General features: G+C 64.1%; 12 protein-coding genes and 1 tRNA gene. 9 read left to right on the top strand and 4 right to left on the bottom strand.

Annotation, left to right across the window (positions count from 1 at the left end; translation table 11 throughout):
• Positions 1–98: 98 nt before the first annotated feature.
• From IYY11_RS17320 to IYY11_RS17340, 5 genes are all read left to right on the top strand, one after another.
• A complete protein-coding gene (locus IYY11_RS17320) occupies positions 99–614 on the top strand; it encodes a phage tail protein (RefSeq protein ID WP_196405001.1) in 516 nt (171 codons plus the stop codon).
• A gap of 92 nt (positions 615–706) precedes the next feature.
• Complete coding sequence (locus tag IYY11_RS17325; protein WP_196405002.1) at positions 707–1135, top strand: universal stress protein; 429 nt, start codon at positions 707–709, stop codon at positions 1133–1135.
• A gap of 38 nt (positions 1136–1173) precedes the next feature.
• The gene (locus tag IYY11_RS17330; RefSeq protein ID WP_409455265.1) at positions 1174–1518 is read left to right on the top strand and encodes a c-type cytochrome; all 345 of its coding nucleotides are present in this window, start codon (positions 1174–1176) and stop codon (positions 1516–1518) included.
• Positions 1519–1552: 34 nt separating this feature from the next.
• Positions 1553–2233, top strand: a complete 681-nt coding sequence (locus IYY11_RS17335; protein WP_196405003.1) for an MOSC domain-containing protein — start codon at positions 1553–1555, stop codon at positions 2231–2233.
• 121 nt (positions 2234–2354) lie between these two features.
• Complete coding sequence (locus IYY11_RS17340) at positions 2355–2810, top strand: phosphate-starvation-inducible protein PsiE (RefSeq protein WP_196405376.1); 456 nt, start codon at positions 2355–2357, stop codon at positions 2808–2810.
• 52 nt (positions 2811–2862) lie between these two features.
• On the opposite strand, the gene IYY11_RS17345 is transcribed toward IYY11_RS17340, so the two are convergent.
• On the bottom strand, positions 2863–3096 hold the full coding sequence (locus tag IYY11_RS17345) for a cysteine rich repeat-containing protein (protein WP_196405004.1): 234 nt from the start codon (positions 3094–3096) through the stop codon (positions 2863–2865).
• Between the two features lie 224 nt (positions 3097–3320).
• Between IYY11_RS17345 and scpA the strand changes: the two genes are divergently transcribed.
• Positions 3321–5483, top strand: a complete 2163-nt coding sequence (gene scpA / locus IYY11_RS17350; protein WP_196405005.1) for a methylmalonyl-CoA mutase — start codon at positions 3321–3323, stop codon at positions 5481–5483.
• A gap of 205 nt (positions 5484–5688) precedes the next feature.
• Positions 5689–5880 carry a DUF6494 family protein gene (locus IYY11_RS17355; protein ID WP_196405006.1) on the top strand — a complete coding sequence of 64 codons (192 nt, stop codon included), beginning with the start codon at positions 5689–5691 and terminating at the stop codon, positions 5878–5880.
• A 5-nt stretch (positions 5881–5885) separates the two neighbouring features.
• Here the strand turns inward: IYY11_RS17355 and IYY11_RS17360 are convergent, their stop codons facing one another.
• The 3 genes from IYY11_RS17360 to IYY11_RS17370 all read right to left on the bottom strand — a co-directional run bounded on the left by IYY11_RS17360 (position 5886) and on the right by IYY11_RS17370 (position 8205).
• A complete protein-coding gene (locus tag IYY11_RS17360) occupies positions 5886–7172 on the bottom strand; it encodes a DUF2254 domain-containing protein (RefSeq protein ID WP_196405007.1) in 1287 nt (428 codons plus the stop codon).
• 203 nt (positions 7173–7375) lie between these two features.
• The gene (locus IYY11_RS23105; protein WP_246720061.1) at positions 7376–7765 is read right to left on the bottom strand and encodes a hypothetical protein; all 390 of its coding nucleotides are present in this window, start codon (positions 7763–7765) and stop codon (positions 7376–7378) included.
• A gap of 363 nt (positions 7766–8128) precedes the next feature.
• Positions 8129–8205 (bottom strand) — tRNA-Asp (locus tag IYY11_RS17370).
• 199 nt (positions 8206–8404) lie between these two features.
• Between IYY11_RS17370 and IYY11_RS17375 the strand changes: the two genes are divergently transcribed.
• Together IYY11_RS17375 and mfd are read left to right on the top strand one after the other, a co-directional pair.
• Positions 8405–8677 carry a succinate dehydrogenase assembly factor 2 gene (locus tag IYY11_RS17375; RefSeq protein ID WP_196405008.1) on the top strand — a complete coding sequence of 91 codons (273 nt, stop codon included), beginning with the start codon at positions 8405–8407 and terminating at the stop codon, positions 8675–8677.
• Positions 8674–12213, top strand: a complete 3540-nt coding sequence (gene mfd / locus IYY11_RS17380) for a transcription-repair coupling factor (RefSeq protein ID WP_196405009.1) — start codon at positions 8674–8676, stop codon at positions 12211–12213. Before IYY11_RS17375 ends, mfd begins: the two co-directional genes overlap by 4 nt.
• The last annotated feature ends 291 nt before the right edge of the window (positions 12214–12504 follow it).

A 12504-nucleotide genomic window follows, 5' to 3' on the forward strand; every position in this document is an offset into this window, starting at 1 on the left:
GGTTCGATCTAAGATAGAGCGCAGCGCTTCGTCTTTGCCTGCTTGAGGGAAGCGGCCGTCAAAGGGCTCATGCGCGCGAATTGCCCGAGAGGATTTCAATGTCGCAATTCACCGTCAACGCCGGCCGCATCGATCCCTACAAAAACTTCAAGTTTCGATTGAAGTGGGACGGACGCTATGTCGCGGGCGTCTCGCTCGTCGGGCCGTTGCGGCGCACGACTGAAGTGATTGAATATCGGGAAGGCGGTAGCCCGTCGTTGGCGCGCAAGCTGCCGGGCGTGACGACCTTCGCGCCGATCGTCGTCGAGCGCGGCGTCTCGCATGATCTTGAATTCGAGCGCTGGGTGAACAAGGTCTGGAGTCTTGACGGCGCGGCGGGCGTTGAATCTTCGCTCAAGGATTTCCGCAAGGACGTCGTCCTCGAACTTCTCAACGAAGCTGGCCAGGTGGCGATCGCCTATGTTATCCGCCGCTGTTGGCCGTCTTGCTTCGAGGCGCTGCCGACGCTCGACGCCAATGGCTCGGCCGTCGCCATTCAGCGGCTCGTTCTCGAAAACGAAGGCTGGGAACGAGATCTTTCTGTGACCGAGCCGGCGGAGCCATCCTACGATTAACCTTGGCGGGATGCCGCCCTGTAGCTCGGCGGCGCCAGCCGCGCTATGAAGGAGCGAGTCGGCGTCGACGCCGCGCGCATCGGGAGGCGGGGATGTATAAGAAAATTCTGGTGGCGGTGGAGATCGGCGAGGACGAGATCACGCAGATCGCGCTCGACGCGGCGGTGGCGCTCGCAAAAGTGGAGCGTGAGGCTCAGCTTCGGCTCATCAATGTCCAGCCGCTCGTTCCGGTGGCCTTCATCGACTACATTCCGCCCAATTTTGACGAGGAGATGCGCGAGGCGACCGAAAAGGACCTCGCAGTGCTGCGTGGCAAGATCGCCTATCCGGCGGATCGCGTCTCCTCGATCGTGCGCTTCGGCGCCGTCTACCCGGAAGTGCTCGCCGAAGCCGAGGAATGGGGCGCGGACCTTGTCGTGGTCGGTTCGCATCGTCCGACGATGGCGACCTATCTCTTGGGCTCCAACGCCAAGACCATTGTGCGCCACGCCAAATGTTCGGTGCTTATCGTGCGCAAATAGGGCGCGGTGACAGGCGCCGGGCGCGCGGCTAGACTTCGATGATGTTCCGATTCGCGCCTCTGGCGATTACGACTTGCCTCTTGCTCGGCGCCGGCGCCGCCGCAGCGAAAGCGCCGGTCGACGCCCAATTGCTGAAGCGCGGACGGGCGATCGCGCAAGAGAATTGCGGCCGCTGCCATGCGGTCGGTCCGCGCGGCGTCAGCACGAATCCGAAGTCGCCGCCGTTTCGCGATCTCGCGCGAAAATATCCGCTGCACGATCTCGAAGAGGCGCTCGCCGAGGGCATTGTCGTCGGCCATGAGGGCGTCGAGATGCCGCAGTTCCGACTCAGCGCCACGCAGATCGAAGCGCTGCTCGTCTATCTCAACTCCGTCCAGAGGTAGACCTGCGCGACCGCTGGCGCGTGAATGAATCGCGATGGTTGAACTCCCTATCGACGCGCTCTACGCGGGGCACCCGCGCGAGATCGCCCCAGGCCGCAAAAGCGCGATCCGCAAGGAGCCGCTTGAGCCGCCCTGGCGCATCGAGGCGGAAGGTCTCGTCGGCGATCGGCAGGCGGACCGGCGTTTTCATGGCGGCGTCGAGAAAGTGCTGCATCACTATCCGCGCGAGCATTACGACGCCTGGCGCGCGGATGTGCCGGAACTTGCGCAAGAATGGCGTCCCGCCGCCTTTGGCGAGAACATCTCGACGCTCGGGCTCACCGAAGCCGGGGTCTGCGTCGGCGACGTCTTCGCGCTCGGCGGCGCGCGCCTGCAGGTGAGCCAAGGGCGACAGCCCTGCCTGACCCTCAATTTTCGTTTTGGCCGGCGCGACATGGCGCGGCGCACGCAGGAGACGATGCGCTGCGGCTGGTATTACCGCGTTCTCGAACCGGGCGCGGCGCAGCCGGGCGACTCGCTGCGGCTCATGGAGCGGCCGCGCGCCGACTGGCCGCTCGCCCGACTTTTCGCCTTGCTCTACGCGCGCCCACGCGCTTTCGATGAACTCACCGAGATGGCCGCGCTGCCGGAACTCGCGGAAAGCTGGCGGGCGCTCGCGCGCCGGCGGATCGAAAGCCGCAAGGTGGAAGACTGGAGGCGGCGGCTCGGAGAATAGCCTGGCGGACGAGCGTAAAGGCGCTTTGGCGACAAAGTCGTTTGCGCCGGGCGGCGCCATACGCGACGTTGACGCCATCACCACGACCATGCGGGGCGCGGCGCAACCTTGTAGGCAAGCGATGAAAGACTTGGACAGGAAGCAACACCCGGCGGTGCGTCGATTGCTGGATCTGATGGATCCGATCGGCTATCTGCTCACCGAACTCTTTCACCTTCTGGGACTGTTCGCGATTGGCGGCGCGACGGTCTGGGCGGCGGCGAAAGCGTTTCTCGAAATGGCGACGAAGGGTCATGCTTCGATCGAAGATTTGTTGCTGCTGTTCATTTATCTGGAAATCGGCTCGATGGTCGGCATCTATTTCCGCACCAACCACATGCCGGTGCGCTTTCTTCTCTATGTCGGCATCACGGCGCTCACCCGCCACATGATCGGCTATGTGCAGACGGAATCGCTCCCGGACGTCGGCATACTGATCCTCGCGGGCGCGACGCTCATTCTCTCGCTCGCCGTCCTCACGATCCGCTACGCCTCGGCGCGATTTTCCTCCAACGCGTCGGACGGCATGGACGGCTAAACGCCGGTGAGGCGCGCTCCCGCCGTAGCGGCGGAAGCGCGGGAGACGGTGGTTATTTCTTCATTTGCGAGAGCGCATCGGCGCAATCGGGCGAGACTTGATCCTTATGCGCCTGAAAACAGGCGAGGACCCGACCGCCGCCGGGCATCACGCCGCTGCACAGTCTCGAGTAATCGGCCTTGCATCTTAACTTCACGTCGTCGGGAATGTCGTTTCCCGCCATGGCCTGCACGGGCGCGACGCTGGCGAAGAGGGCGATCAGCAACAGGCATACGGAATGGCGCATGTAGTTTTTCCTGGGTTGGGGTTGGAACGAAGGCGATCGGCCGGGAGTGGGATTGTGGCCCGCCTGCCGCGATCAGGGCAAGAGGGCGGCGAGGAGGGAGGGCGGCGAGGAGGGAGGGCTGACCCGCCGCGCTTCAAATCGCCGCGCTCCACCCTCTGCGGCCACGGCTTTGCGAGACAGGCCGCTCTAGTCTAAGAGAAAATGGCAAAATAGCCGAGGATAGAATGTCCGCGATCCCCGATTTCACCACGATCCCCTTTGCGCCCGTCGCGCCCGAGCAGGAGCCAAAGCCCCGCCGCTGGCTGACGCCCGAAGGGATCGAGGTGAAGAACGCCTATGGCCCGCAGGATATCGAGGGCCTCGCCTTCGTCGACGGCTATCCCGGCGTCGCCCCTTACGTGCGCGGACCCTATCCGACGATGTACGTCGCCCAGCCCTGGACGATCCGCCAATATGCCGGCTTCTCCACGGCCGAGGACTCGAACGCCTTCTACCGGCGCAATCTCGCCGCCGGACAGAAGGGCCTCTCCGTCGCCTTCGATCTCGCCACCCATCGGGGCTATGATTCCGATCATCCGCGCGTCTCGGGCGACGTCGGCATGGCGGGCGTCGCGATCGACTCGATCTATGACATGCGCACGCTGTTCGACGGCATTCCGCTCGATCAAATGTCCGTGTCGATGACCATGAACGGCGCGGTGCTGCCCGTTCTCGCGCTCTTCATCGTCGCGGCGGAAGAGCAGGGCGTGCCGGCCGAAAAGCTGACGGGCACGATCCAGAACGATATCCTCAAAGAATTCATGGTGCGCAACACCTACATCTACCCGCCCGACCCTTCGATGCGCATCGTGTCGGATATCTTCGCCTATACCTCCAAGCATATGCCGAAGTTCAACTCGATCTCGATCTCCGGCTATCACATGCAGGAGGCCGGCGCCTCGGCCGATCTCGAGTTGGGCTACACGCTCGCCGACGGCGTCGAATATGTGCGCGCCGGCGTCGCGGCCGGCCTCGACATCGACGCCTTCGCGCCCCGCCTCTCATTCTTTTTCGCCATCGGCATGAATTTCTTCATGGAGGTCGCCAAGCTGCGCGCCGCGCGCCTGCTCTGGGCGCGGCTGATGAAGGATCTCGGCGCCAAGTCCGAGAAGAGCATGACGCTGCGCACGCATTGCCAGACCTCCGGCTGGTCGCTGACGGCGCAGGATGTTTACGTCAACGCCATCCGCACCTGCGTCGAGGCGATGGCGGCGACGCAAGGGCATACGCAATCGCTGCACACCAATGCGCTCGACGAAGCGCTCGCTTTGCCGACCGACTTCTCCGCCCGCATCGCCCGCAACACGCAGATCGTGTTGCAGGAGGAGAGCGGCACGACGCGGATCATCGATCCCTGGGGCGGCTCCTACTATGTCGAACGCCTGACCGCGGAGCTCGCCAAGGGGGCCTGGAAGCATATCGAGGAAATCGAGACGCTGGGCGGCATGGCGAAAGCGATCGCCGCTGGCGTGCCCAAGCAGCGCATCGAAGAGGCGGCCGCGAAGACGCAAGCGCGCATCGACAGCGGAACGCAGGTCGTCGTCGGCGTGAACAAATATCAGCCGGTGAACGACGCCAAGCCCAATGTGCTCAAGGTCGACAACGCCGCCGTGCGCGTCGCGCAGCTCGACAAGCTGAAGCGGCTGCGTGAAGAGCGCGATGAAGCGAAGACGCAAGCAGCGCGCGACGCGCTGACCGACGGCGCCACATCGGGCGCCAATCTTCTCGATCTCGCGGTCAAGGCGGCGCGGGCGAAGGCCAGCGTCGGCGAGATCTCTTTCGCGCTCGAAAAAGTGTTCTCCCGCCATCAGCCGAAGGCCAATGTGATTTCGGGAGTCTATGCGCGCGAGGCGGGCAAGGAGAGCGTCCCTCTCGGCCGCGTCATCGGCATGACGCGCGACTTTGAAGAAAACGTCGGCCGCAAACCGCGCATTCTCGTCGCCAAGATGGGTCAGGACGGCCATGATCGCGGCCAGAAGGTGATCGCCTCGGCCTTCGCCGACATGGGCTTCGACGTCGTCATCGGCGATCTCTTCGCGACGCCAGACGAAGTCGCCAGAAAAGCGGCCGAAGCCGACGTGCATATCGTCGGCGTCTCGACGATGACCGCCGGCCATCTGACTCTGACGCCGGAACTGCGCGACGCGCTCAAGCGCGCCGGGCGCGGCGACATCATGATGGTCGTTGGCGGCGTCATCCCGCCCGACGATTTCCAGGCGCTGTATGATTCCGGCGCGGCGGCGATCTTCCCGCCCGGCACCAATATTCCGCTGGCGGCGGAGAAGTTGCTTTACGAGCTGAATATCCGTCTGGGCTTTGCGCAGCGCGAAGTGGCGAAGGCGGGGTAACTGACAGGTTCACCACCCCCTCCCTGTCCCTCCCCCGCTATCGCGGGAGAGAGGACGCTCACGACGATTTCGCATCATCCTGCTTGACGAGCGCAATCCGCTCCCTCTCCCGCGAGCGTAGCGAAGCGGGGGAGGGTTGGGGAGGGGGCGATAGCAGCGCTACAAAAAAGCGTTATCTAAATTGCGCGAAGTCGGGAGAAGCACGATGGACGAAGACGCTTTCAACATGGCCGTTCGAAAATTCCTCAAGGAGGTGGGCGTCACCTCGCAGCGCGAGATCGAGCGCATCGTGCGCGATCACAAGGTGGCGGGCGAGCGCTTGAAGCTGCGCATGACGCTGACGGCCGACGGCACGCCGCTCAACCACGTCGTTGAAAGCGAGATCGACGTTCGCTGAGCCGGTCAGATCGTCGGCGCCTCGACGAAGCGGGCGGCCTCGTCGATCTTTGCAGCGCGCGCGCGAATCTGCTGCTTTTCCGACTCGAGGGTCAGTTGCGCCTCGGCGCGCGCCAGGGCGTCCGCGGACTGGCGGAGCGCGGCCTTGCCGAAGGTCGTCGCGTCATCGCGCGTCAGACCAAGCAGGATTTTCTGCAGCCAGATCTGCACTTCGACGATGGCGGCGCCGTCGCGCGCGATAGGGCGAAAGAAATCCTCGAACATGTCGCCGACGTCGAGCGGCGGCAAATAAATATTCGCGAAATTCACTTCCGCCTCGCGGCGGGTCTCCCACAGAGCGAGAAGGCGCGCGCCACGCGTCAGCACGTCGATCGCCGTGCCGGGGTCGTTGATCGCCGGCGAGAGGGCGCGCGAGGCAATTTCGCCAAGCACGATGAGCCCGAAGCGCGGATCCTGCTCGAAGGTTCGATTTTCGCCGATGGAGAAGACGCCTCGCAGAGTTTCCGTCAGCTCCTTGAGCCGCTCTTGTTCGATATCAGGACAGGCGACGTAACACAGGGGCTTGGTGCGATGCGCAAAGGAGCCAGGGTTGACCTCTATCCACAAGGTCGCGCCTGCCTCTTCCGCCGCTTCCTGCGCGGCCTCAAGGTCCATGTGCACGACATAGCCCGGCCGCACGGCATGAATCGGCGTCGCGTTCTCGGGCGGCGGCGCGGCCAGCGGCTTGCATCCGAGATATGGCGATTCGAGCCGTTCCTTCAGCGCTTCGGCGGTGGCCTTCTCCACCCGCGGCAGAAGGTCCGAAATGCGGCCGAATTCACGCAGTAGATCAACCCAGCGAATGAAATTCCAGAACATCAGCGCGATCACGACAAGCGTGACGAAGAACAGCAGGAGCCGTCCGGCGCCGCCGTAGATGCCCATATTGAGCGTGACGATTCCGACAAGGCTGAAGACGAAGGCGCCGAGAAAGGTCGCGATGACCTTTTGAGAAGTCTTCTCTTCAAGCAGAAGCTGCGTTGCGCGTGGCGTCGCGCTCGATGCGGCGCTGGCGATTGCGGTCGCCATGATGCCCAGTGAGAAGGTCGACACCGCCAGCATGGAGGAGGCCAGTATGGTCAGCACGCTTTCGAGCGCGTCGGCCCCGAGCTCCCGGTCGATCCACTCCGGCACATAGGCGCGCAACAGAAAGGCGGCGAAGGCCGTGGCGCAGGCGACGATCGCATAAAGCGTGACCCGCACCCATAATTGCTGGAAGAAATGGGACAGCCGCCAGGCCCACTTGCGTTGCATGTCCGTTTGCCTCTTAAGCGGCGCATCGCAGCTCAAGACGGGAAATAGCGCTCGCCAGCCGCCGAGCCACAGCGAGCCCTTTAAGCTTGGAAAGGGAGCAGAGAATTTGCCAGCTCCGGCTGGAGCTGGATGCAACCGCGCATCGCGCGGCTGCACTTTCTTTAAGATCCAGACGTCAACTTAACCAAGTAGGGCCGGAGCCGTTACCAGCACGTGCAGCCGCTGCTGTAGCCATAGGCAGGGGCGGCCGCGCCATAGTAGCCGGGGGTAGCCGCGCCATAATAGCCAGGATAGGAAGAGCCCCAATAGCCGGAGCCGCCATAGGGGTAACTCGTCGCCGCCCCGAGCGCCAAGCCGGTGGCCAAGCCCGCGGCGCCCAAGCCCAATCCGAGACCGTATCCGCCGCGACCATAATAGCCCCGGTTCCACCCGAAGCCGCCACGGCCCCATCCGCCGCCGCCCCAAGCCTGGCGGCCCCATCCGCCGCCTCCACCCCAGCGGCTCCACGCCGAGGCCGGAGTGGCGACCGACAACGCGCCAACGAGCATGGTTGCGGCGAGCGCAGTCGTAAGTAGCTTGCGTGAGTTTTTCATTCCAAAATCTCCAGGTCCTCGTGTGAGGAGCCCCCCGAGCACGCCTAACGCGACACCAGTATTGTTGTTCCGGGCGCGAGGTTGAGACGGAGAGCTTTGTCCTGCAGAGTCCGAGGCTTTCGGATTGCGCTTTCAGCGCTGGAGCAAGGAGGAATCAGATGAATTCCCTCGCGCTGAGTCAGAAGCGTGCTGCCTGCGCGTAAAGCTCGATGGCCTGCACAAGGGAATGTGGAATTGCGCAGACTCGAGCGGCCCGTGAAAGGGTCCGATTGCGTGAGTGATCAGTCAGAACAAAGGATTTGAAACGATCGCAAAAAGCGCCGCACCGGCGATGTGCGAGGTTTCTCTATGCTATGGATAGGATGGCGAGAGAGACGGGACTTGAACCCGCGACCTCCGGCGTGACAGGCCGGCGCTCTAACCAACTGAGCTACTCCCCCGCGAGCGCGCGCACGCGAGAGGCGCCAGATAGCGCAGCCGCATCTTGAGGTCAAGGAACTTCGCGAACGCGGAGCCTCGGACGAAGCGCCGCGGGGCCGGGCAAGCCGTGCGCGCGCCCCGCTGCTCGGCGTCTTTCCCTGACCTTCCTTTGCCTTTCCTTCCCGCCTGCATTAAGCCTCGCGCCATATAAGGAGACAGATGTTGGACGACGATATGCGCAGGCGGCGCATCCGGGTGCGCGCCTGGCGGCGAGGCTTGCGCGAGATGGACATCCTCATGGGAGGCTTCGTCGACGCCCGCGTCGAGACGCTTCCCGCGCAGGCGCTGGACGAACTCGAGACTCTGCTCGACTTGCCGGACGCCGCGGTTTTCCGGTGGCTGTCGGGGGCTGAACAGCCGCCGGCCGAGCGTGACACGCCGCTTCTGCGGCAGATCATCGCCTTCCACCAACACGACGGGCCGATCCATTGAGCGCCGCCGCGACAAAGCTCAAGAAAGCGGCGGCGGGACTTCAAGCCGCGCGTTCCGGCCTCGTCAAAGGCGAAAGGCTGATTTTCGCCCACGCGCCGGACGGCTTCGACGCTTTCGTCAGCGCCGATCTGGCGCGCGCGCTCGCGCGCGAGGCGGAGGGACACGCCGCGGTCTTTGTGCATGTCGCGCGCGACGGCGCCCGGTCGGCGGCCTTTCGCACCGCCCTGCGTTTCGCCAATCCCGACATCGAAATCCTCGACATCCCGGGATGGGACTGCCAGCCCTACGATCGCGTGTCGCCGCACGCCGGCGTCGTGGCGCGGCGCATGACGGCGCTTTCGCGTCTCACGCGCGCAAAATCCTCATCCGAACGTCCGCGCGTCGTCACGACCACCGTCGACTGCCTGTTGCAGCGCGTTCCGCCGCAAAAGATGGTCGCCGCCGAAAGCTTCGCCGCCGCGCCCGGCAATGTCGTGAAGCTCGACGAATTGGCGCTTTGGCTCGAATCGAACGGCTATCTGCGCGCCAGCACGGTGCGCGAGACCGGAGAATATGCGCAGCGCGGCGGCATTGTCGATCTTTATCCGCCGGGGCTGCCGGCTCCGATCCGTCTCGATTTCTTTGGCGAAACGCTCGAATCGATCCGCTCGTTCGACCCCGATACGCAGCGCGCCACGGGGCAGCTCCGTTCGCTCGACCTGACGCCGATGAGCGAATTGCGGCTGACGAGCGAGACGATGCGCCGCTTCCGGCAGTCCTACGCCGCGCGCTTTGGCGGGCAGACGCGCGGCGACGCGCTTTATGAGGCGGTCAGCGAAGGCCGGCGTTTCCACGGCATGGAGCATTGGCTGCCGCTTTTCTACGAGCGGATGGATACGCTCTTCGATTATCTGGGCGAGGCCCCTATCGTACTCGATCCGCTTGTCGAGGACGCCGCGGCGGAGCGCGTCAAGCAGATCGAGGATTATTACGACGCGCGCAAACATGCGCATGATCTCGATCCCGCCACCTCAAACTACAAGCCGCTCGAACCGCGTGCGCTCTATCTGTCGCTCGACGAATGGCGCGGCGCGATCGAGGGCCGCGCGGCGGCGCAATTCTCTCCCTTCGCGGCGCATGAGGGCGAGAAAGTCATTGATTGCGGCGCGCGGCCCGGCCGCGACTTCGCGCCCGAGCGCAATACGCCCGACGTCAATGTCTTCCAGGCGGCCGCGGACCATGTCGAGGCGCTGCGCGACGCGGGCAGAACGGTCATCGTCACTGGCTGGTCCGAGGGCTCCTGCGAGCGGCTCGGCCATGTGCTCGCGGAACACGGCTTGCCCGACTTGCCGCGTGTCGCGTCGCTTCCGCAGGCGTTGTCGAAGGCCGTCTCCGTAGCTGTTCTCGGGATCGAGCACGGCTTCGAGACGGACGCCTACGCGGTTCTGGGCGAGCAGGACATTCTCGGCGATCGCTTCGTTCGCCGCCGTCGCAAACGCAAGCCCAACGAAAATCTTCTCGGCGAAGTCGCCGCGCTCGCCGCCGGCGATCTCGTCGTGCATGTCGATCACGGCATCGGCCGTTTCATCGGCCTTGAAACGATCTCCGCTGCCGGCGCGCCGCATGATTGTCTCGAACTCCACTACGCTGGCGGCGATAAGCTCTATCTGCCGGTCGAAAACATCGAACTCTTGACGCGCTATGGCGGCGAGGACGCCGAAGCGCAGCTCGATCGCCTGGGCGGCGCCGGCTGGCAGTCGCGCAAGTCGCGGATGAAGAATCGCATCCGCGAAATGGCGAAAGGGCTCATCGAGATTGCGGCGCAGCGACAGCTGCGCGAGGCGCCGAAACTCGTTCCGCCGGAAGGACTCTACGACGAATTCTGCGCACGCTTTCCTTACGACGAAACCGAGGATCAACTCGCCGCCATCGATGTCACGCTCGATGATCTCGCCGCCGGCCGGCCAATGGATCGGCTCGTTTGCGGCGACGTTGGTTTTGGCAAGACCGAGGTCGCGCTGCGCGCAGCCTTCTGCGCCGCCATCAATGGCAGTCAGGTGGCCGTCGTCGCGCCGACCACCTTGCTTGCGCGCCAGCACTACAAGACCTTCAGCGAGCGCTTTGCGGGCCTGCCGGTGCGCATCGGACGATTGTCGCGGATGGTGGGCGCCGCGGAAGCGCGCGAAACGAAGAAGGACCTCGCCGAGGGCCGCATCGAGATTTTAATCGGCACGCATGCCGTGCTCGGCAAGACGGTGAGCTTCAAGGATCTTGGACTCGTCATCATCGACGAGGAGCAGCATTTCGGCGTCGGCCATAAGGAGCGGCTGAAAGAATTGCGCGCCGAGGTGCATGTTCTGACGCTCTCGGCGACGCCGATCCCGCGCACGCTGCAGCTCGCGATGACAGGCGTGCGCGAGCTTTCGATCATCGCCACGCCGCCGGTCGACCGGCTGGCGGTGCGCAGCTTCGTCTCGCCCTTCGATTCGCTCATCGTGCGCGAAGCGCTGCTGCGCGAGCGCTATCGCGGCGGCCAGGCTTTCTTCGTCTGTCCGCGCATCGAGGACCTCGAGGAGGCCGCGGCGTTTTTGCGCGAAAACGTGCCTGAGTCGAAATTCGTCGTGGCGCATGGGCAGATGAGCGCCAGCGAACTCGAAGACAAGATGTCGGCGTTCTGCGACGGCAAATTCGACATCCTGCTGTCGACGACGATCGTCGAGTCGGGCCTGGACATCCCACGCGCCAATACGCTGATCGTCTGGCGCGCCGATATGTTCGGCCTGGCGCAGCTCTATCAGCTGCGGGGCCGCGTCGGGCGCGCCAAATTGCGCGCTTATGCGCTGTTCACGACGCCCGCAACCCGCACGATCACGCCGCAGGCGCAAAAGCGTCTGGACGTGCTGCAGTCGCTCGATACGCTTGGCGCGGGCTTCCAGCTCGCGAGTCACGATCTCGACATTCGCGGGGCCGGCAATCTGCTTGGCGACGAGCAGTCGGGACATATCAGGGAGGTCGGCTACGAGCTTTATCAGCAGATGCTCGCCGACGCGATCACGCTGTTGAAAGCTGGAATCGAGGAGCCGCAGGAGGAGGCCTGGTCGCCGACGATCGCGATCGGCGCGCCGGTGACGATACCGGAAGATTACGTCGCCGACCTCACATTGCGCCTGCAGCTCTATCGTCGTCTGTCGACGCTCGAAACGGATCAAGACATCGAAGCGTTCGCCGCCGAGATGATCGACCGTTTCGGCCCGATCCCGCCGGAAGTGGAACAGTTGCTCGAGATCGTCGCGATCAAGGCGCTCTGCCGGCGCGCGCATGTCGAGAAGATCGACGCCGGCCCGAAGGGCGTCATCGTGGCGTTCCGCGAAGACAAATTCGCCAATCCGGCCGGGCTCGTGCGTTATGTCGCGGAGCACGGGAAAAGCGCCAAAGTGCGCCCCGACATGCGCGTGGTGTTCATCCGCGAATTCGAGAACACGAAACAGCGCCTCGCCGGCACGCGCCGAATTCTGCGCGCGCTCGTCGAGATCGCGGAGAAGAAAAAGGCCGCGTAAGCTTTTGCGCCGCAACCCAGCGCGGCTTTTCGCTTGTGCGAAGAAAAGCAAGTTGGCGCGACGATTGTTGTAGAATTTGCGACGTCAAACCTCGCGCACGTCGCGCAACCGCCATGGCCGTCTGCAAGACGGGCGACGGGCTTACGCTACCAGTTTTTGCGTCGCGGGATTTGTTCGAAAAAAGCAAAGTTCGCTTGCGAAAATTCATGCGCCTGCGTGACGATTCGCCCATCGCCTCACGGCTTGATCTGTGACAAAGTTGCAGACGTTCAACGGCGCCTGATGCTCGGT

It is taken from the genome of Methylocystis sp. H62 (assembly GCF_015709515.1).
Lineage (GTDB): Bacteria > Pseudomonadota > Alphaproteobacteria > Rhizobiales > Beijerinckiaceae > Methylocystis.

Bases quoted from the DNA above. Each gene is read 5' to 3' on its own strand.
- IYY11_RS17330 (WP_409455265.1), top strand. From the start codon at position 1,174: ATGATGTTCCGATTCGCGCCTCTGGCGATTACGACTTGCCTCTTGCTC.
- IYY11_RS23105 (WP_246720061.1), bottom strand. From the start codon at position 7,765: ATGAAAAACTCACGCAAGCTACTTACGACTGCGCTCGCCGCAACCATG.
- IYY11_RS17375 (WP_196405008.1), top strand. From the start codon at position 8,405: ATGTTGGACGACGATATGCGCAGGCGGCGCATCCGGGTGCGCGCCTGG.
- IYY11_RS17340 (WP_196405376.1), top strand. From the start codon at position 2,355: ATGAAAGACTTGGACAGGAAGCAACACCCGGCGGTGCGTCGATTGCTG.
- IYY11_RS17355 (WP_196405006.1), top strand. From the start codon at position 5,689: ATGGACGAAGACGCTTTCAACATGGCCGTTCGAAAATTCCTCAAGGAG.
- IYY11_RS17335 (WP_196405003.1), top strand. From the start codon at position 1,553: ATGGTTGAACTCCCTATCGACGCGCTCTACGCGGGGCACCCGCGCGAG.
- IYY11_RS17360 (WP_196405007.1), bottom strand. From the start codon at position 7,172: ATGCAACGCAAGTGGGCCTGGCGGCTGTCCCATTTCTTCCAGCAATTA.
- scpA (WP_196405005.1), top strand. From the start codon at position 3,321: ATGTCCGCGATCCCCGATTTCACCACGATCCCCTTTGCGCCCGTCGCG.
- IYY11_RS17345 (WP_196405004.1), bottom strand. From the start codon at position 3,096: ATGCGCCATTCCGTATGCCTGTTGCTGATCGCCCTCTTCGCCAGCGTC.
- IYY11_RS17325 (WP_196405002.1), top strand. From the start codon at position 707: ATGTATAAGAAAATTCTGGTGGCGGTGGAGATCGGCGAGGACGAGATC.
- IYY11_RS17320 (WP_196405001.1), top strand. From the start codon at position 99: ATGTCGCAATTCACCGTCAACGCCGGCCGCATCGATCCCTACAAAAAC.